At 30.8% G+C, this 20509-nt stretch carries 22 protein-coding genes and 1 pseudogene; 21 read left to right on the top strand and 2 right to left on the bottom strand.

The window, feature by feature from the left end; genetic code table 11:
* The first annotated feature begins 64 nt into the window (after window positions 1-64).
* The 3 genes and pseudogenes from rsmD to ACQZHJ_RS12340 all read left to right on the top strand — a co-directional run bounded on the left by rsmD (window position 65) and on the right by ACQZHJ_RS12340 (window position 1658).
* Window positions 65-623: pseudogene (gene rsmD / locus ACQZHJ_RS12350) on the top strand (16S rRNA (guanine(966)-N(2))-methyltransferase RsmD).
* A 1-nt stretch (window position 624) separates the two neighbouring features.
* Window positions 625-1119: a pantetheine-phosphate adenylyltransferase gene (gene coaD, locus ACQZHJ_RS12345; RefSeq protein WP_430485857.1), complete on the top strand. Its 495-nt coding sequence runs from the start codon at window positions 625-627 to the stop codon at window positions 1117-1119.
* Window positions 1120-1127: 8 nt separating this feature from the next.
* Window positions 1128-1658, top strand: coding sequence for an ATPase (locus ACQZHJ_RS12340; protein WP_430486895.1), 531 nt, complete (start codon window positions 1128-1130; stop codon window positions 1656-1658).
* On the opposite strand, the gene ylbJ is transcribed toward ACQZHJ_RS12340, so the two are convergent.
* Window positions 1641-2801, bottom strand: coding sequence for a sporulation integral membrane protein YlbJ (ylbJ, locus tag ACQZHJ_RS12335; protein WP_430485856.1), 1161 nt, complete (start codon window positions 2799-2801; stop codon window positions 1641-1643). The two genes, ACQZHJ_RS12340 and ylbJ, sit on opposite strands and share 18 nt — an antisense overlap.
* Before the next feature lie 64 nt (window positions 2802-2865).
* Window positions 2866-4074 (bottom strand): nucleotidyltransferase, encoded by a 1209-nt coding sequence (locus tag ACQZHJ_RS12330; protein WP_430485855.1) that lies wholly within the window; start codon window positions 4072-4074, stop codon window positions 2866-2868.
* A gap of 226 nt (window positions 4075-4300) precedes the next feature.
* Between ACQZHJ_RS12330 and pta the strand changes: the two genes are divergently transcribed.
* The 18 genes from pta to ylqF all read left to right on the top strand — a co-directional run bounded on the left by pta (window position 4301) and on the right by ylqF (window position 20507).
* Window positions 4301-5302, top strand: a complete 1002-nt coding sequence (pta, locus tag ACQZHJ_RS12325) for a phosphate acetyltransferase (RefSeq protein WP_430485854.1) — start codon at window positions 4301-4303, stop codon at window positions 5300-5302.
* Window positions 5303-5413: 111 nt separating this feature from the next.
* Window positions 5414-6610: an acetate/propionate family kinase gene (locus ACQZHJ_RS12320; protein ID WP_430485853.1), complete on the top strand. Its 1197-nt coding sequence runs from the start codon at window positions 5414-5416 to the stop codon at window positions 6608-6610.
* A gap of 119 nt (window positions 6611-6729) precedes the next feature.
* Entirely contained in the window at window positions 6730-7227 is a 498-nt protein-coding gene (locus ACQZHJ_RS12315; RefSeq protein ID WP_430485852.1) for a YceD family protein, read from the top strand.
* A gap of 15 nt (window positions 7228-7242) precedes the next feature.
* Window positions 7243-7425: a 50S ribosomal protein L32 gene (rpmF, locus tag ACQZHJ_RS12310; RefSeq protein WP_003449428.1), complete on the top strand. Its 183-nt coding sequence runs from the start codon at window positions 7243-7245 to the stop codon at window positions 7423-7425.
* Window positions 7426-7499: 74 nt separating this feature from the next.
* Entirely contained in the window at window positions 7500-8519 is a 1020-nt protein-coding gene (plsX, locus tag ACQZHJ_RS12305) for a phosphate acyltransferase PlsX (protein WP_430485851.1), read from the top strand.
* Window positions 8520-8595: 76 nt separating this feature from the next.
* Complete coding sequence (gene acpP, locus ACQZHJ_RS12300; protein ID WP_430485850.1) at window positions 8596-8826, top strand: acyl carrier protein; 231 nt, start codon at window positions 8596-8598, stop codon at window positions 8824-8826.
* 86 nt (window positions 8827-8912) lie between these two features.
* Window positions 8913-9638 (top strand): ribonuclease III, encoded by a 726-nt coding sequence (rnc, locus tag ACQZHJ_RS12295; protein WP_430485849.1) that lies wholly within the window; start codon window positions 8913-8915, stop codon window positions 9636-9638.
* Window positions 9617-10690: an elongator complex protein 3 gene (locus tag ACQZHJ_RS12290; protein ID WP_430485848.1), complete on the top strand. Its 1074-nt coding sequence runs from the start codon at window positions 9617-9619 to the stop codon at window positions 10688-10690. The genes rnc and ACQZHJ_RS12290 overlap by 22 nt, the downstream gene beginning before the upstream one ends.
* Before the next feature lie 182 nt (window positions 10691-10872).
* Entirely contained in the window at window positions 10873-14430 is a 3558-nt protein-coding gene (smc, locus tag ACQZHJ_RS12285; protein ID WP_430485847.1) for a chromosome segregation protein SMC, read from the top strand.
* Window positions 14431-14444: 14 nt separating this feature from the next.
* The gene (ftsY, locus tag ACQZHJ_RS12280; protein ID WP_430485846.1) at window positions 14445-15359 is read left to right on the top strand and encodes a signal recognition particle-docking protein FtsY; all 915 of its coding nucleotides are present in this window, start codon (window positions 14445-14447) and stop codon (window positions 15357-15359) included.
* Window positions 15360-15533: 174 nt separating this feature from the next.
* The gene (locus ACQZHJ_RS12275) at window positions 15534-15872 is read left to right on the top strand and encodes a putative DNA-binding protein (RefSeq protein WP_430485845.1); all 339 of its coding nucleotides are present in this window, start codon (window positions 15534-15536) and stop codon (window positions 15870-15872) included.
* Between the two features lie 11 nt (window positions 15873-15883).
* Window positions 15884-17242, top strand: a complete 1359-nt coding sequence (ffh, locus tag ACQZHJ_RS12270; RefSeq protein WP_430485844.1) for a signal recognition particle protein — start codon at window positions 15884-15886, stop codon at window positions 17240-17242.
* Window positions 17243-17275: 33 nt separating this feature from the next.
* On the top strand, window positions 17276-17521 hold the full coding sequence (gene rpsP / locus ACQZHJ_RS12265) for a 30S ribosomal protein S16 (protein WP_430485843.1): 246 nt from the start codon (window positions 17276-17278) through the stop codon (window positions 17519-17521).
* A 44-nt stretch (window positions 17522-17565) separates the two neighbouring features.
* Complete coding sequence (locus ACQZHJ_RS12260; RefSeq protein ID WP_430485842.1) at window positions 17566-17793, top strand: KH domain-containing protein; 228 nt, start codon at window positions 17566-17568, stop codon at window positions 17791-17793.
* 56 nt (window positions 17794-17849) lie between these two features.
* Window positions 17850-18347 (top strand): ribosome maturation factor RimM, encoded by a 498-nt coding sequence (gene rimM / locus ACQZHJ_RS12255; RefSeq protein WP_430485841.1) that lies wholly within the window; start codon window positions 17850-17852, stop codon window positions 18345-18347.
* On the top strand, window positions 18337-19047 hold the full coding sequence (gene trmD, locus ACQZHJ_RS12250) for a tRNA (guanosine(37)-N1)-methyltransferase TrmD (protein WP_430485840.1): 711 nt from the start codon (window positions 18337-18339) through the stop codon (window positions 19045-19047). The genes rimM and trmD overlap by 11 nt, the downstream gene beginning before the upstream one ends.
* 116 nt (window positions 19048-19163) lie before the next feature.
* A complete protein-coding gene (gene rplS / locus ACQZHJ_RS12245; protein ID WP_430485839.1) occupies window positions 19164-19514 on the top strand; it encodes a 50S ribosomal protein L19 in 351 nt (116 codons plus the stop codon).
* Between the two features lie 147 nt (window positions 19515-19661).
* Window positions 19662-20507, top strand: a complete 846-nt coding sequence (ylqF, locus tag ACQZHJ_RS12240) for a ribosome biogenesis GTPase YlqF (RefSeq protein WP_430485838.1) — start codon at window positions 19662-19664, stop codon at window positions 20505-20507.
* The last annotated feature ends 2 nt before the right edge of the window (window positions 20508-20509 follow it).

The raw sequence follows: 20509 nt of genomic DNA, 5'->3' as shown, positions 1-20509 counted from the left end.
TAAATTGTTCAAAAACTAGTAATGTGATAAAATAATTAAGGAAAATCAAAGGAGGACGTTAAAAATGAGAATAATAGCAGGAAAAGCAAAAGGAAGAACTATATTATCTCCACCAACACATGAAACAAGACCAACACTAGATAGAATAAAGGAATCAATATTCAGTATGATTCAATGGGAAATTCCAGAAGCAGTAGTTATTGATGTTTTCGCTGGAACAGGAAGTTTAGGATTAGAGGCTGCAAGTAGAGGAGCAGAAGAGTGTTACTTAGTTGATAAAAGCCCAATAACTTTCCCAGTTTTAAAGAAGAATATAGAAAACTTAGGGTTTGGAGATTTCTGTCATGCTTTAAATACAGATGCTTATTCTGCATTAAGAAGTTTGGCTTCAAGAGGAAAAGTGTTTGATTTAATGTTTATAGTATCCTCCATATATGAAAAATCTTATTCCAGAGGCTATGGAAATAATAGATGAGAAAAAATTACTTCAAGAAGATGGATTAATAGTTACAAAGATAGATTCAAAAGAAGATATATTTGAAGGAACTGAGAATATAAAACTTACAAAAGTTAAAAAGTACGGAAATACAACAGTTTGTCTTTATAGAATAAAGGAGGACTAAAATGAGAATAGGGGTTTATCCTGGGAGTTTTGACCCTATTACTAAAGGGCACCTAGACCTTATTGAAAGAGCAGCAGGCAAGTTTGATAAGGTCATAGTGGCTGTTCTAATAAACATAAATAAAAAAGGTATGTTTTCTATAGAAGAAAGGGTTAATCTTATAGAGAAATGTGTAGCTAAATATGATAATGTTGAGGTTAAGAGCTTTAATGGACTTTTAATTGATTTTATGAGAAAAGAGAAGGCTGATGTAATTATAAAAGGTTTAAGATCAGTTACTGACTTTGAATATGAGTTCCAGATGGCGCTTATGAATAGAGAGTTGGCAAATGAGGTTGAAACTGTATTTATGGTTACAAGTCCTAGTTACTCATATATAAGTTCATCTGCTATAAAGCAGGTTGCAAGTTTCAATGGAGAGGTTAAAAACTTTGTTCCAGAAGAAATAGTTGAGGATTTACAAGAAAGGATTAGTTTATTGAGAAGGGAGGGATAATTATGAATATGGACTCAGAAGTTATGGATACTTTAGATTACTTAAGAGATACTGTTGAGGGAGCTTCAAAGGTTCCTATAACAGGAAAAGTTGTAGTTGATAGAAAAGAAATTCTTGAACTTATAGACCGAATAGCTAATTGTCTTCCAGATGAGATAAAGAAATCACAGTGGGTATTAAGTGAGAAAGAAAGAATCTTAGCTGAAGCAAGAAAAGAAAATGAGAATGTTAAACATGAGACTTATGAAATGATGAAAAAAAGAGTCGAGAATCATAATATAGTAAAAGAAGCAGAATTAAGAGCCCAGGAGATAATAGCTAATGCACAAAGACAGGCAAAAACTATTAGACTAGGCTCAAGAGAATATGCTGATGAAGTTTTATCTCAACTTGAAAATGAAATACAAGAGAGAAGAGAAGTATTTCTTAACCATATGAAAAATAATATGGAGAAGTTCGCCATGGATTTCACTGAGGATTTAGATAAAACAACTTTTGAAATAAGAAGCAATATTAAGGAACTAAGAGGCGATAAGTAGTTTATATAGTAAGGCTAGTCCAAGTGTTATTCCTATTATAAGTATTAGTGGAGAAAGAGTTAAGAAGAAACTGCTTTCTATCAAGAATACTGAAATATTGTTCTTAAATATTATATAGGTAAAAAACATTATTACAAAAGCTACAATACCCTGTAATACTTTATAAAGAAAGTATTTAGTCATAGATACATTTTCTTTATAGAAGAAAGAGGCTGTTTGAGCTATTATTGAAAGACCTCCAAATGAACTTAAGAAAGCAAGTAAGCATAATTTGAAGACTAAAGGTATATTGCTAGATGAAATAATATTACATCCATTAGTAACTTCTATACTTCCAAGAAAAACTCCGCTTAATATATCCTCAGGTATATTTAATAGCTGACAAAGATTAGATAAAGTACCGGTAGATATAAAGAGGGTTTTTATCATGCTTATTATAACTGAAAAAATAATTACGTAACCACATAGGACAAGGATGTTAAATGTTGCATCTTCAATAGATTTTTTTATTACTTCACCTATATTTTGGTGTTTGGATGAATTAGTGGTTTCTTTATTGGGAAGAGGGAAGTGTTGCCCTCTTTTTTTGTTTTTCGTTAATATTCCTATTATAATAGTAGAAAGGTAGCTTGGTATAAGTAAGAGATATCCTAAAGTTGAATTATCAAGCATGGATGTACCGACAGCTCCAATTAAGAATAATGGACCTATGTTTGAAGCTATATTAAGTAATCTTGAAAATTCTTCTTCGCTTATTACTCCTTTCTTATATAAGTCTGTAGAATATTTTGCACCAAGTGGATAACCACAAAGAAAACTAGCAACTAAAGCAAAACTACAAGAGTTGCTTAAGCCTAATGGTTTACAAAGTAGTGGGCCTAAGATTTTTGAATATAATTTTATGCCATCTAGGTTTATAATCATATTACATATAACCATAAATGGAAACATTGTAGGGAGTATAGAGTTAAAAAATAATTTTGCTCCTGATAATGATGCTTCCATAGAAAGTCTTGGATTAACTATGAAATAAACAACTGTTAAGGTAAGGAGTACAGAAAAAATAACATTGCTTTTTATATTCAATAACTTAACTAAAATTATACTGAGTATTATTATAAGAAAAAATAAAATACTATACATGCTTTCCTCCTTTAATGAAATCATATATAGTATTTATATTTTATGAACTATAATATTATTATTGTTATCTTAAAATAATAGGACTATTTAAATAATCGCTATTTATTTTCACTCCATCATTTAAAAGGCTAAAAATATTAGTGGCTTTTATGTCAAATTCTAACATTGAATCTGGCTTAATTTTTGATAATTTATTAACAAGAATTATATCGGAATTTTTTTTGATTTCTTTAATTATTTCTCTTCCTTTATTATTAAAACCTAATATTCTTAAATATGTTGGAGGAGTTTTTCTAAGTGATAAAACTTCTTTATTTATACATAGAAGAACGTGGCAGAGTATTCTGTTTAATCTAGTATAGGAATATCTTTTACTTTTGCATAGATTTATAAGTTCATCTATTGAATTGGCTTTACCTATATTTTGAATAATCTTATTATCAATACCTTCAGAAGCTTCGGGTATATTTTTAAGTATTTTTGGATTGCTTAAAATAGCATATCTAACTAATTCGAACATCTTGTTTAAATCACTAAATTTAGCTTCTTTTAATAGATTATATGTATATTCGGGCATAAATTCTAAGCTTTCTTCTAAGGAAGCTGAATAGATACTTTTTCTTATAGCTGATGCAGATGCAATTTCATCTTTAGAAAGATCTTCTTCATTATAATCGGCACCAAGTCTTTTTATAGTAAATGGAGTTATTGAACTTTTAAGTCTATATAAACTTTTACAATATTCAATTGCTAATATATTATTAGAAGAATTTAATATGCTTTCTAAGTTTGAAATATCTATTTCCTCATAGTTTTCTTTAATATATTTTATTAAAGCCTTACTTCTGGCTTTGGGAAATGGTAATCCTTCATCTAAAAAAACTTTTAGATACTCTTTAAATTCTAATGGTTCATTGACAATAATTTCACTAAGTTTCTTTATTAGTTCTATATCTCCAGATTCGGAACCAAAGCATAAATTATTAACAACATTTAAAGAGTTAAGTAAGGAAACAGCACCAAAAGCAAAGAACTCTGCAGAGGAAGTTGCAAAGACAGTTGGTAATTCAACTACTAAGTCAACACCTGCATTAAGTGCCATTTTTGTTCTAGTCCATTTATCAGTTAGAGCAGGAAGACCTCTTTGAACAAAGTTACCACTCATAACGCATATAACTCCATCACATTTTGTTATATCCTTTGAAGATTTAAGGTGCAGTTCATGCCCTAAATGAAAAGGATTATATTCAGTTATTATCCCTGTTATATTCATGTAAATCACCGCTTTTCCATAGATTGATAAAAATATAATACCGTAATATGTAAAATTAATAAAGGGGATAAAATAATTAGAAAATTCAGATAATTTTTAATATAAAAAAATATTTTGATACCGTTTTTTTTATTTGTTATATGTTGAAAAATATATTAGTATAGGAGTATAGTATTATATGTATATTATACGTAATATCTGCTTTGACTTGAAAGGAGAAATGAACATGGAACTTATGAAACAAATATGGGATAGTGCTAAAAATAATAGAAAAAAGATAGTACTTCCAGAAGGTGATGAGGAGAGAACTCTTATTGCATCACAAAAAATAAAAGAAGAAGGACTTGCTGATATCTACTTAGTAGGATCAGAAAAAGTTATTAGAGAAAAAGCTGAAAAATTAGGAGTAAACTTAGACGGAGTAAATGTAGTTGATCCTGAGACTTCAGATAAATTAGATACTTACGTAAACGAGTTTTACGAGTTAAGAAAAAATAAAGGTATGACAGTTGAAAAAGCTGGTAAAATCGTAAGAGACCCTCTATACTTCGGTACAATGATGGTAAAAATGAATGACGCGGATGGAATGGTATCAGGTGCTGTACATACAACTGGAGATCTTTTAAGACCAGGTCTTCAAATAATAAAGACTGCTCCAGGAGTATCTGTAGTATCAAGTTTCTTCATAATGATGGTACCAGGATCAGAATATGGAGAAGGTGGAATGTTATTATTCTCAGACTGTGCTGTTAATCCAAATCCAAACTCAGATCAATTAGCTGCAATAGCAATAGCTACAGCTGATACTGCTAAGAATCTTTGCAAAATGGATCCTAAAGTTGCGATGCTTTCATTCTCAACTATGGGAAGTGCAGATCACGATTTAGTAACTAAAGTAAGAGTTGCTACTGAAAGAGCTAAAGAATTAAGACCAGACTTAGACATCGATGGAGAATTACAATTAGATGCTGCTATCGTTGGAAAAGTTGCGGCTCAAAAAGCTCCAAATAGCAAGGTTGCAGGAAACGCTAACGTTTTAGTATTCCCAGACCTACAAGCAGGAAATATCGGTTATAAATTAGTTCAAAGATTTGCTAATGCAGAAGCTATTGGACCAGTTTGTCAAGGTTTTGCTAAGCCAATAAATGACCTTTCAAGAGGATGTAGTTCAGAAGATATAGTTAACGTTGTTGCAATAACTGCTGTTCAAGCACAAGCAACTAAGTAATTATACTTAAAATTAAGTGATTAGAATTTATATGAATGTATAAAGTTAATGTGAATAAAGCTTAATATGAATCAAGCTTAACAAGCTGAGTTTACGTAGGAGGATTTTAAAATGAACGTATTAGTTATAAATTGCGGAAGTTCATCATTAAAGTATCAATTAATAGATATGAGAAATGAAGAAGCACTAGCAACAGGATTAGTTGAGAGAATCGGATTAGAAGGTGCTAACTTAACTCAAAAGGTTGAGGGAAAAGATAAATATGAAATAGTAGAAACTATGAATGATCACCAAGATGCAATAAGATTAGTTTTAGGTGCATTAGTTGATGAAACTCATGGTGTTATAAAATCACTAGATGAAATAAATGCTATAGGACACAGAGTTGTTCATGGTGGAGAAAAATATGCTGAATCTGCTTTAGTTACAGATGAAGTTATGAAAGATTTAGAAGAGTGTGCTAAGTTAGCTCCACTTCACAACCCAGCAAACATAATAGGAATAAATGCTTGTAAAGCATTAATGCCAAATGTTCCAATGGTAGTTGTTTTTGATACAGCTTTCCATCAAACAATGCCTGAGAAATCATTCGTATATGCATTACCATACGAGTTATATGAAAAAGAGCATATAAGAAAATATGGTTTCCACGGAACTTCACACAAATATGTTTCAGCTAAAGTAGCAGAAGCTATGGGTAAAAATATAGAAGATTTAAAAATAATAACTTGTCATTTAGGAAATGGAGCAAGTATAGCTGCAATTCAAAATGGTAAATGTGTAGATACTACTATGGGATTCACTCCACTTGAAGGTTTAGTAATGGGAACTAGATGTGGAAGCATAGATCCAGCTGTAGTTACATACTTAATAGATGAATTAGGATATACTTCACAAGAAGTTAATACTTTAATGAACAAAAAATCAGGAATATTTGGAGTTTCAGGAGTAAGTAGTGATTTCAGAGATGTTGAAGCTGCTGCTGAAAAAGGAAGCAAGGAAGCTCAAATAGCTTTAGATTTATTCAGAAATTCAGTTAAAAAATACATAGGATCATACATTGCAGAAATGAATGGATGTGACGTAATAGTATTTACTGCTGGTGTTGGTGAAAACTCAATCATCGAAAGAGGAGCTATATGTAGAAACTTAGAGTTCTTAGGAATAGAGTTAGATGAAGAGAGAAATAATGTAAGAGCCAAGGTTGCTGAAATAAGTAAAGATGGTTCAAAAATTAAACTTTTCGTAGTTCCAACTAACGAAGAATTAATGATAGCAAAAGATACAGTAAGTATTGTAAGCAAATAATCATAAAATACTTGACTTTTAAATAGGTAATCAATATAATAGGATATGTGTTGTTCAGGAATGAACGATGCATATCTTATGTTAAGGAGCGTGAAAGTAGTTATTTAACTACGTAAATTATGAAATTAAATTTTTCAGAATTATGCTCAAAGAGAGAAAGAAGAAAATCTTTAGATTTTGTTCTAGAAGATGTAAAAAGCTTTGAATTTGAAGGCGAAAATATGAAGGTTGTAAAGCCTCTACATTTTACTGGTGAAGTTATATCTAGTGAATCTTTTATAGAATTAGTAGGTAACATTACTGGAGAGCTTCAAATGAAGTGTTCAAGATGCTTAACAAATTTCTCTTATGAAGTATCAGTAGATATGGATGAGAAATTTACAAATAATTCAAATCAAGAAGATGATTCTATTGCTTATGTAGAAGGCGACGAATTAGATGTTGCTGAAGCGGTAGTAGAAAACGTAATTTCAACCTTACCTATAAAAAGACTTTGCAGCATAGACTGCATGGGGCTTTGTCAAAAATGTGGTATTGATTTAAATAAAGAAACATGCCAGTGTGACAATCAAGAAATTGACTTAAGAATGGCAAAGCTAATGGACTTGTTTAAGTAATAAGGAGGTGTAACAATGGGAAATCCAGCTAGAAAAACGTTCAGAGCAAAAAGAGATTCAAGAAGAGCTCAAACTTTCAAGGCAAGCTTACCAGGTATCGTAGAATGCCCACAATGTCATGAAATGAAAATGGCTCATAGAGTATGTAAAAACTGCGGACACTACAAAGGTAAAGAAGTAGTATCAGTTGAAGAATAAAAGAAAGTCTTATGACTTTCTTTTCTTTATATATAGGAAAAATTTATATATAAGAAAATAAAGGGGGTAAACTCATGAGGATTGCTGTAGATGGAATGGGTGGAGATAACTCCCCACATGCAGTAGTTGAAGGGTGTGTTCAGGCATTAGAAGAATTTAAGGACATAGAAATAAGTATAACTGGTCCAGAAGATGTTTTAAAAGAAGCATTTTCTAAATTCAAATATGATAAGGAAAGAGTTAAGTTCATAGATGCAAAAGAAGTAATATCTACTAATGAGCATCCAGCCATGGCTGTTAAAAAGAAAAAAGACTCAAGTCTTGTAAAATCTCTTAGACTTGTTAAGGATAAAGAGTGTGATGCTGTTATATCAGCAGGTAGCACAGGAGCTTTCTTAACAGGATGTACACTTATTGTAGGAAGAATAAAAGGGGTTGAAAGACCTGCTTTAGCGCCTGTTATGCCTGGTAAAAATGGTCCTTTTATGATAATCGATGCTGGAGCTAATGTTGATTCTAAACCTTCTTATTTGGTTCAGTTTGCTAAGATGGGTGAAGTTTATTTTAAAACCGTTATGGGTGTTAATGATCCTAAGGTTGGCTTAGTGAATATTGGTGAAGAAGAAGAAAAAGGAAATGAGCTTACAAAAGCTACTTATCAGCTTTTAAAAGAAGAAAAGAATATTAATTTCATAGGGAATGTTGAGCCGAGAGAGGTTTCAACAGGAGATGTTGATGTTTTAGTTTGTGATGGTTTTGTTGGTAATACTGTACTTAAAATGTATGAAGGTGTAGCTTCTACAATATTAAGTATGATAAAGTCCGAAGTGAAATCATCATTTTTAGCTAAATTAGGAGTACCTTTCCTAGCACCTGCTTTATTAAATCTTAAGAAAAAGATGGATTATAAAGAGTATGGTGGAGCGCCATTTTTAGGTGTAAAGGGAATATGTGTAAAAGCACATGGTAGTTCTGATGCAAAAGCATTCAAAAATGCTATCAGACAGGCAAGGAAATTTCATGAAAATGACTTAATTGGAAAATTAAGTGATGAAATTAGCAAAAAAAGCTTTGATAATCAAAAAAATATTTAAAAATTACGTAATGTATATTGACTATGCATTTTATATATAATAATATTTTATTAGATTGACTTAGGAGGTGAATTGAATGTTTGATAAGTTAAAAGTAATTATCGCTGATAAATTAAGCGTAAACGAAGATGAAATAACTATGGAGTCAACATTTATAGATGATTTAGGTGCTGATTCTCTTGATATAGTTGAATTAATAATGGCTCTTGAAGAAGAGTTAGAAATGGAAATCCCAGATGAAGATGCTGAGGGCTTCAAAACAGTTGGAGATGTAGTAGAGTACATCACAGAACATACAGAGAAGTAATAAAGTCCCGCATTAAGCGGGATTTTTAATTTAAGTTTATTCTTGAATTTGTTTGGGGAACAACTTGAAGAATAAACCTTAAGGAGATGAATATTAAGGTGAAAGATGTAAAAATAACAGAAGTTGAAAAACTCATAGGAGTTGAGTTTGAGAACAAGGGCTTTTTAATAACAGCTTTAACACATAGTTCATATGCTAATCAGTTTAAAGATGTTAAATACAACGAAAGATTAGAGTTTTTAGGAGATTCAGTTCTTCAGCTTTGTGTAACAAAGTACTTATTTAATAATTATAAAGATAAGTCAGAAGGTGAATTAACTAAAATAAGAGCTTTAGTTGTTTGTGAAAATTCATTACATAAGGTTTCAAGAAAATTATCTCTTGGAAAATTCATAAGAATGAGTAAAGGAGAAGAATTAACTGGTGGAAGAGAAAGAACTTCTATTCAAGCAGATGCTTTAGAAGCGTTACTTGCAGCTATTTACTTAGATAAAGGAATAGAGGTTGCTGATGAGTTCATATTAAAACATTTTAAAACTGTTATAGATCAGGCTATAAATGAAGAAATAATCTTAGACTTTAAAACAAGATTACAAGAAGTTCTTCAAAAAAATGGAGAGGTAAATATTGCGTACAACTTAGTTAAGCATGAAGGGCCACCACATAGAAGAAAGTTCTATACTAATCTTATGATAAACGATAAGGTTATGGGTGAAGGTGTTGGATATAGCAAGAAAGAAGCTGAGCAAAATGCAGCTAAGGCAGCACTACAAAGGTTAGGTGAAATTAAATGGGAAAAAGACACTATATAATACCTATATTTGTTCCGCATGAAGGATGTCCTCATGATTGTGTTTTTTGTAATCAAGGGAAAATCACAGGAGAAAATAAGGAAGTTATATTAGGGCCAAAGTTTAAACAAGAAAATAAAGTTAATGCTGACTTTGTTAGAAAAACAATTGAAGAATACTTGGAAACAATTGGAGATGGAGATAGGGTTTTAGAGGTATCTTTCTTTGGAGGAACTTTTACTGCTATTGATATAAATAAACAAAGAGAGCTATTAGCTGTTGCAAAAGAGTATAAAGATAAAGATGTTATAGATTATATAAGATTGTCTACTAGACCAGATTATATAGACGAGTTTATTTTAGATCACTTAAAAAGTTACAGAGTTGATATAATAGAACTTGGAGTACAATCTTTAGATCAAGAAGTATTACATAAATCAGGTAGAGGTCATGGATATGATGAAGTATTAAAAGCATCAAAGCTTATAAATGAGTATGGATTCACATTAGGTCATCAAATAATGGTTGGTCTTCCAGGAGATACTTTTGATAAGGATATAAAAACTGTAGAAGAATCTCTTAAAATGAACCCAGATATATGTAGAATATATCCAGCGCTTACTGTTAAGAATACTCCTATGGAGGATATGTATATAGAAGGAACTTATGTACCATATACTTTAGATGAGGCTGTAGAAATAAGTGCTAAGATATATGAAATGTATAAGGAAAAAGGTGTTCATGTAATAAGAATAGGACTTCAACCAACTGATAACATAGCTCTAGGAAAAGATATTGTTGATGGACCATTCCATCCTGCTTTTAGAGAGTTAGTTGAAAGTAGTATCATAAATGAAAATATTTATGATATATTAAAGGATAAAAGTGGAGATGTTCTCATAAAGATAAGCAACAAATCAGTTTCTAAACTTTATGCAGATAAAAAGAGATACTTTAATGAACTAAAGAACAAGGCTAAAAATTGCGACTTGAAGGTTAAAGTTGATAATTCTATGGAAGTAGATAAAATTATTATAGAAGTAGAATCAAAAGTGTATAATTTAGATTTATAAAATATATGCCTTGGAGTTAATTCTCTAGGGCTTTTTTTATTGATATTTTATTTATCATAATATAAACTTATACCATAAGGAATGAAACATAGTGGGAAAAAACATAAAGAAAAAGGTAATATATAAAATAGTACTTAAGTGTTTATTGCCAATTATGTTTATGTAAGGATAGGAGTGAATATATGTTTTTAAAATCTCTTGAAATAAGGGGATTTAAATCATTTGCTGATAAAACGGAATTGAACTTCAAAAAGGGAATAACAGCTATTGTTGGTCCAAATGGAAGTGGTAAGAGTAATGTATCAGATAGTGTTAGATGGGTTTTAGGAGAGCAGAGTGCTAAAACTTTAAGAGGTGCTAAGATGGAGGATGTAATCTTCACTGGTACAGAATATAGAAAAGCTATAGGATATGCTCAGGTTTCTTTAACTTTAGATAACTCTTTAGGGGAATTACCTTTAGATTATTTAGAGGTTAAGGTTACTAGAAAGTTATTCCGTTCTGGAGATAGTGAATATTTAATCAATAATTCTCCTTGTAGATTAAAAGATGTGGTAAACCTATTTATGGATACAGGAATAGGTAAAGAAGGGTATTCGCTTATTGGTCAGGGTAAAATAGATAGTATTCTAAGTGGTAAGCCGGAAGAGAGAAGAATCATTCTAGAAGAAGCTGCAGGTATTGTTAAGTTTAAGTCTAGAAAGGTTGAAGCTGAGAGGAAGTTAAAGAATACGGAAGAAAACTTAGTTAGAATAAATGATATAATCTTTACTTATGAGGAAAGATTAGGGCCTTTAGAAGAAGAGAAAAATAAAGCTTTAAGATATTTAGAACTTTCTAATGAACTTAAGCATAAGGAAATTTCATCTATTATGAGTGAGTTACATAATATTGAGGGAGTTATATTAAAGCAAAAAGAGAAAATTCAGGAATTAATAGATTTTAATGAGAAGCAAAAAGAAAAATATAAGCTTGAAAGAGAAAAATTATTCTCACTTAAAAATGAACTAGATACTTTAGAGAATAATCATTCTGAAAAGCAAGAAGAATACTTTGCTAAGAAGGAAGAGATTAATAAAAGTTTAGGTAAAGTTGATTTATTAAATGAAAGAATTAAAAATATAGATGAATTAGTTACAAAGAATAAAGAGGAGCTAGAAGAAAATAAGAAAAAATTAGCTTCTTTAATGAAAGAAAAGAGCTCTATTGAAAAAGATTTTAATTCTAATAAAGAAAAGTTTTCTAAGGAATTAGAGGCTATAAATGAATTAGAAGAGGAAGTAAATTCTTTAAATAGTAAACTTGTAGCTAAGGAGAAAGAAGTTAAGAGAATAAAAGATGAGGAATTAGATCTTTTAAGAAAGGTTTCTTCATCTAAAAATAAGAAAACTATGCTTGAGAGTGAATTGAATAATTTGAATGAAAAGCTTGAATCATCAAAGGGAAAGCAGTTAAATTATGATAATTCATTGAAGATAAATTTAGCGACTAAGTTAACTCTTGAAAAGGAACTTCAGCATATACAAGAAACTAAATATGAAAAAGAGAAGGAACTAAGAGCGAGGGAACTAGAGTTTAAGGATGGTTTAAATAAAATTAAAGAAACTCAAGTTAAATTAAATCAAGTATTATCAAAAAGCAATAAGCTTGAAGCTAACAAAGAAATGTTAAACAAGCTAGAAAAACAATATGAAGGATATAATGTTTCAGTTAAGAAAATAATGTCTAGTGTAGATGCTGGTCGTGTAAAGATAAATAAGAATAAGTGTAAAGTCTTAGGAGAAGTATTAGAAACTAAAGAAGGCTATGAAACTGCTATAGAAATAGCTTTAGGTGGAAGTATTTCTAATATAATAACTGAGGATGAAAATGTAGCTAAGATTCTTATTAATCACTTAAAACAAAATAAGCTAGGAAGAGCAACATTCTTACCTTTATCAATTATTAGAGGAAAGAAGCTAGAGCTTAGCAAAAATATTATTGAAAGTGAAGGGTTCTTAGGAATAGCTTCTGATTTAGTTAATTTCAATGATGTTTACACTAATGTAATAAATTATGTTTTAGGAAAAACAATAATATGTGATAATATAGATAATGCAATAAAAATTGCCAAAATGCTAAATTATAGACATAAGATTGTTACACTATCAGGAGAAATAGTAAATGCAGGTGGTGCTCTTACTGGAGGTAGTGTATATCAGAAAAATACTGGTATAATGTCTAGAAAGAATGAAGTTAAATCTCTAGAGGATGAACTTGTTAATATTAAAAAAGAAGAAAAGATTTTAGTTAAAGAGCTAGAAGATTTAAATAATGCACAAGAAGATTTAACAAGATTAAAGAAAGAGATTACAGATAAGATATATGAGAAGAATTTAGAGTTAGCAGATTTAAACAATAAAATTAAAAATGTTAATGATGAAACTTTCAAAATCAAAAATTCAATAAAATCTTTAGAGTTAGAATTAAAAGATGTTGATGTTAGAAAAGCTAAGATTGAGAAAGAGATTGATTTAGTTAGTGAAAAGATAAGTCAAGTTGAAGATAAAGAGGTAGCTAATGCTCAAAAAGTAAAAGAATTTGAAAAAGAGTGTGCTGAATTATCAAGAGGTCTTTCAAAATCTAAGGATAGACTTACTAACATGAAGATAAATAAGGCTAAACTTCAAGAGATTATTGAAGGAAGAGAAAAAGAAAGTTTTAGAATAAATACATCTATAGAAGAGATTGAAGAAAAGATAGTAAGTGTTACTAAGTACTTAGAGGAGATTAAGTCTAATAAGGAAGATAGCAAAAAAGAAATAGTTTTATGCGAAAAGTTTATGAAATCAGAAGAGGCTAATTTAATTACTCTTGAAGAAAATTTCAAATCTTTTGAACTTAAAAAAGGTAAAATAAAAGAAAGTATTAATTCTGTAGAAAACTCTTTAGAAGTTCTTTCTGTAGAAATTGCTAAGAAAGATGATGAGATTCATAGAAATGATATAACATATACTAAGCAAGAGAATGAAAAGAATATACTAAACAAGAGACTTTCAGAAGAATTTAATACAAATTTTGATGAAGAAAAGCATAGATTTAAGCCTATAGAAGATATGGGAGCTCACAAATCAAGAATTTCAACTCTTAAAGCTAGAATAACAGGGTTAGGAACTGTTAATGTTAATGCTATTGAAGAGTTTAAAGAAATATCTGAGAAATATACTTTTATGGCAACTGAGAGAGATGACTTAGAAAAGGCTAAGGAAGAACTTTTAAATGTTATAGAAGAGATGACTTCAAAGATGAAGGTCGTATTTAGACAAAACTTCAACGTGTTAAATAAGCTGTTTGATGAGACTTTCAAAGAATTGTTTAAAGGTGGAAGTGCGAAGCTTGTCTTAGAAGATGGTGATGAACTTACAGGTAATATAGATATAAATGTTCAACCACCAGGTAAAAAACTTCAAAATATAAATCTTATGTCTGGAGGAGAGAAGGTTTTATCTGCTATAGCATTATTATTCTCTATATTAAAGATGAAACCAACACCATTCTGTATTTTAGATGAGATTGAGGCAGCACTAGATGATGCCAATGTAAGAAGATATGCAGAATTCTTAAGTAAGTTTAGAGATAATACTCAGTTCATAGTAATAACTCATAGAAAAGGTACTATGGAAGCAGCTGATATTATGTATGGAGTTACTATGGAAGAGAAAGGTATATCTAAGATTGTTTCAGTAGACCTAGACAAATAGAGGAGGAACCAAAGATGTTTGGAAAATTATTTGATAAATTAAAAACTGGATTAACAAAAACAAGAGATAACTTAACTGATAAGATTAATGAGGCTTTAAATTTAGCAGTTACTATAGATGATGATATGTATGAAGAGTTAGAAGAGGCTCTTATAATGTCTGATATAGGAATGGACACAACAGTTGAAATTATAGATAGATTAAAAGTTAAAATAAGAAAAGAAAAAATTAATGAGGTAGAAATGGTTAAGCCTGCATTAAAAGAAGTTATTGCAGAAATGATGTTAGAGGGAGATTATGACGACCAAGAAGATGATGATGAGAAGAAAGTTATGCTTATCATTGGAGTAAATGGTGTTGGTAAGACTACTTCTATAGGAAAAATAGCTGCAAGAAATAAAAACAATGGTAAAAAAGTATTATTAGCTGCGGCAGATACATTTAGAGCAGCTGCTATAGATCAATTAGATATTTGGAGTGAAAGAGCTCACGTAGATATAGTTAAGCATCAAGAAGGATCAGATCCAGCAGCGGTTGTTTTTGATGCCGTACAGGCAGCTAAGGCTAGAGATGTGGATTTATTAATTTGTGATACTGCTGGAAGACTTCATAATAAGAAAAATCTTATGGATGAGTTAGCTAAGATTAACAGAATAATTGATAGAGAACTAGGAGATAGAAAGAAGGAAACTCTTTTAGTACTAGATGGAACAACAGGTCAAAATGCTGTTATACAAGCTAAACAATTTATGGAGGCTTGTCCTATAGATGGAATCATTTTAACTAAGCTAGATGGTACAGCTAAAGGTGGAGTAGTTATATCAATCAAAAATACTTTAAATATTCCAGTTAAATATATTGGAGTGGGTGAAGGAGTAGAAGATCTACAAAAGTTCAATGCAAAGGAATTTGCTGAAGCTCTATTATAAAATAAAACATAAAAATATTTTTATAAAAATTTAATCATAAATGAATAGATAGTATTCTAAATAAGCAATCATCGGGTTTTTAAGCATAAATATCAAAAATATAAGTGTTAAGTGAAAGTACTTGACACTTGTTAAATTATTTGTTATTATCTTATTCGTGAGCAAGGTGGTTATATGGAAAATAGATTTGAAATATCAATGTTAATAGATTACTATGGAACATTGCTTACGGAAAAGCAGTTTAATGTTATGACCCTTTATTACAATGAAGATTTGTCACTAGCAGAGATTGCTGAGATTAATAAAACCAGTAGGCAAGCAATTTATGATTTAATCAAAAGATGTTGTAAGCAACTTCACTCTTATGATGAAAAACTTAAATTATCAAAGAAATTTGATAAAAGGTATGGAATTAAAGAGGAGCTTATGGCAGAATTAAATAAGAACTCTAATTTAGATGAGGATACAAAAAGATATATCGATGAAAAATTAGAGGAAATTATAAACGCTTAGGAGGGTTAAGCATGGCTTTTGATGGATTAGCGTCTAAATTACAAGATACGCTTAAAAAATTAAAGGGTAAAGGTAAGCTAACAGAAAAAGATATAAAAGAAGCCATGAGAGAAGTAAAGCTTGCACTTTTAGAGGCAGATGTTAACTTCAAGGTGGTAAAAAAGTTTATATCTAGTGTAAAAGATAAATGTGTTGGTGAGGAAGTATTAAATAGTTTAACTCCAGGTCAACAGGTTATTAAAATCGTTAATGAAGAACTTACAGCTCTTATGGGAGAAACTGAGAGTAAGTTGAAATACTCAGATAATGGACCAACAGTGTTCATGTTAGTAGGTCTTCAAGGTGCAGGTAAAACTACTATGGCAGGTAAACTTGCATTACACTTAAGAAAGAAAAACAAAAAGCCATTACTTGTGGCTTGTGATATATATAGACCTGCAGCTATAAAACAATTACAGGTTGTAGGAAAACAAATTGATATACCAGTTTTCTCAATGGGAGATAAGGTGAAGGCCGTTGACATTGCTAAGGCAGCTATAGAACATGCTAAAGACAATGGAAATAATGTTGTTATCATAGATACAGCTGGTAGACTTCATATAGATGAAGATTTAATGCAAGAGCTTAAAGATGTTAAAGAAGTTTCAAATCCAAGCGAAATACTTTTAGTAGTAGACGCAATGACTGGTCAAGATGCTGTAAATGTTGCTGAAACATTCAATAGTTCATTAGACCTTTCAGGAATAATATTAACAAAGCTTGATGGTGATACTAGAGGTGGTGCTGCTCTTTCAATAAGAGACATTACTGGTAAACCAATCAAATTCGTTGGTGTTGGAGAGAAGATGAGTGACATCGAAGTATTCCACCCGGATAGAATGGCTTCAAGAATATTAGGTATGGGAGATGTACTTTCTCTAATAGAAAAGGCTCAACAAGCTATTGATGAAGAAGAGGCTAATAAGTTAAGTGAAAAAATGTTAAGTCAAGAATTTAATTTTGATGATTACTTATCAGCTATGGATCAAATGAAAAAGCTTGGACCAATAAATAAATTAATAGAAATGATTCCTGGTGTGAATTCAAAAGAACTTGAAGGCATTGATTTCTCTCAAGGAGAAAAACAGATGGTTACAGTTAAAGCAATCATACAGTCAATGACAGCTAAGGAAAGAAAGCATCCTTCTTTAGTAATAGGAAATGGTTCAAGAAAAAGAAGAATAGCTAAAGGTGCTGGTGCAACAGTACAAGAGGTTAATAAAGTCTTAAAAGGCTATGAAATGATGAAAAAGCAAATGAAGCAAATGAAATCATTCCAAAAAAATGTTAATAAAAAGGGATTTTTAAATAAACTTCCTTTTATGAAATAAATTGAACACACTTTTGAAGGAGGTGAAAATGTAATGGCAGTTAAAATAAGATTAAGAAGAATGGGTGCTCACAAAGCTCCTTTCTACAGAGTAGTTGTTGCTGATTCAAGAAGTCCAAGAGACGGAAGATTCATCGAAGAAATTGGATACTACAACCCAATCGCTAAGCCAGAAGCTGAAGTAAGAATAGACGCTGAAAAGGCTGCTAAGTGGTTAGGAAATGGTGCTCAACCAACTGATGTAGTTAAAAAGTTATTCAACCAAGCTGGTATAAAATAGTTTTCCTTAGGAGGTGAATCTACTTATTAATTAAGTAGGGTAATATGAAAGAGTTAGTTGAAATACTTGCTAAGTCACTAGTAGATAAACCTGAGGATGTTCATGTAAATGAAGTCGCAGGCAAGGAATCAATCATATTAGAACTAAAGGTATCACCTGAAGATATGGGAAAAGTTATTGGAAAGCAAGGTAGAATTGCCAAAGCTATCAGAACAGTGGTGAAAGCTGCTGCAATTAAAGAGAATAAAAAAGTTGTAGTAGAGATCATTTAAAAAAGAGTTAGGGGAATACCTAACTCTTCTTTTATATACAGAAAAGGGGTGCAATGATGAACGATTTATTAGTAGTTGGTCAAATAATAAATACTCATGGATTAAGAGGGGAAATGAAAGTTATGCCTCTAACAGAAGATATGAGAAGATTTGATGACTTAGAGTTTGTTCTATTAAAAGGAAACAAAGTAAAAGTAGAGGGCGTTAAATACTTTAAAGATAAAGTTATTCTTAAGCTAGAAGGAATAAACTCAATAGAAGAAGCAGAAAAATTAAAAAGAACTTACTTAGAAATAGACCGTGAGCATGCTATTGAACTTGAAGAAGATGAATATTTCATAGTTGATTTAATTGGATGTAAGGTTGTTGACACTGAAGGATTTGAGTACGGAAAAATCAAAGATGTTATACAAACTCCAAGTAATGATGTGTATTGGGTTCAAGGGAATAAAGAAGTTTTAGTTCCAGTTTTAAAGGATATAGTATTAGACATCAATATGGATGAAAAACTAATAACTATTAGACCTTCTGGAGAGTGGCAATATGAAGATTAATATTCTAACTTTATTTCCAGAGATGTTTGACATATTTGGTCATAGCATAATAGGAAGAGCTCAAGAAAGTGGGATTTTACATATAGAAGCAACTAATATAAGAGATTACACTTTAAATAAGCATAAGAAAGTTGATGATTATCCATATGGCGGTGGTGCAGGTATGGTTATGACTCCTCAGCCAGTTGTAGATGCTATAAGAGCAACTAAAGAAAAGAACAAAGGAAAAGTTATATTTTTAGGACCAAGAGGTAAGACTTTTAATCAAGAACTAGCTAAAGAACTTTCTAAGGAAGAAGAGCTTATTTTTGTTTGTGGCCATTACGAAGGAATAGATCAAAGAGTATATAAACACTTTGATTTAGAAATATCTTTAGGAGATTTTGTACTAACAGGTGGAGAAATGGCATGCATACCAGTTATTGATAGTATTGCCAGATTAGTACCTGGAGTTCTTGGTAAAGAAGAGAGCTTTCAAGATGAAAGTTTCTATGATGGAGCCTTAGAATATCCTCAATACACAAGACCGGTTGAGTTTGAAGGAGACAAGGTCCCAGACATTCTTATGTCAGGTCATCATGAGAATATAAGAAAGTGGAGAAGAAAAGAATCGCTTCTTATAACAAAAGAGAGAAGAAGGGATTTATTTGACAAAATAGAACTTTCAAAAGAAGATAGAAAATTGTTAAAATCAGAATAAATATATTGATTAAAGAAAACAAGTATGATAGAATAAACTTCGTGCTAGTACCGGCGGTCCTCTGTCACAGTCAGTGTTAAGAACGTCAAAATTTTATTATCAAGGAGGAATGCACAATGAACGAAATCATAAGAGCAATCGAAAAAGAACAAATCAGAGAAGATTTAACTCAATTCAACATAGGTGACACTATAAAAGTTCACGTTAGAATTAAAGAAGGTAACAGAGAAAGAATCCAAGTATTCGAAGGTACTGTTATAAAAAGACAAAACGGTGGATTAAGAGAAACTTTCACAGTAAGAAGAGTTGCTTACGGTGTAGGTGTTGAAAGAACTTTCCCAATCAACGCTCCAATAATCGATAAAATCGATGTTGTAAGAAGAGGTAAAGTAAGAAGAGCTAAGTTATTCTACTTAAGAGATAGAGTAGGAAAAGCTGCTAAAGTTAAAGAGTTAACTGTTAGATAATTTAAACATAAACTGGGACTAGTGAATAGTCCCATTTTTTGTTTGTATAAAAATATTTGAAGTTTTACGTTAAACAATATTGATTTAAATTGTTTAAGATAATATATTATATATAACCTAAAATAAGACAAGGAAGGGTGATTTATTATGGCGATTAACTGGTTTCCTGGCCATATGGTCAAAACAAAAAGAGAGATACAGAACAACCTAAAGCTTGTAGATGCTGTTATAGAGATTAGAGATGCTAGAATACCTAAATCTTCTAAGAATCCAGATATCGACACATTATGTGCTGGAAAGCCTAGGGTAATACTTCTTAATAAAAGTGATTTAACAGATCCTAAGATTACTAAAGCATGGAAAGACAGTCTAACTAATGATGAGACTATTGTTTTAGAAGTAAACGCTTTAAAAGGTGAAGGGCTAAACGCTATAAAACCAGCTCTTTTAAAACTATTAAAAGAAAAACATGATAGATTAAGAGCAAAAGGATTAGCAAAAATAACTACTAGAGCTATGGTTGTTGGAATACCTAACGTTGGTAAATCAACATTCATAAACAAAATGGCTAAAAATAATATAGCTAAAACTGGAGATAGACCAGGGGTTACTAAGAATAAGCAATGGATCAAAACTAAGTTAGGTATAGAACTTATGGACACACCAGGAGTTTTATGGCCTAAGTTTGAAGATGAGATTGTTGGATTAAATTTAGCTTTCACTGGAGCTATAAAGGATGAAATAATGGATACAGAAGAGTTAGCACTTAAATTAGTTGAGAGACTTCAAGAAACTAATCCAGAAGAGTTAATGACTAGATATAAGCTTACAGAGCTTCATGAAAATCCATTAGACAACTTAGATGCCATAGCTAGAAAAAGAGGAGCTATAATGGCTAGAAACCAAATAGATTATAATAGAATAGCTGGAATAATCTTAGATGAATTTAGAGGCGGAAAAATAGGAAGAATATCTTTAGAGAAGCCAGAGTAGGA

It is taken from the genome of Clostridium sp. B9 (genome assembly GCF_050509515.1).
Classification (GTDB): Bacteria; Bacillota; Clostridia; order Clostridiales; family Clostridiaceae; genus Sarcina.
This window is presented reverse-complemented; position numbering and strand designations above follow the sequence as displayed.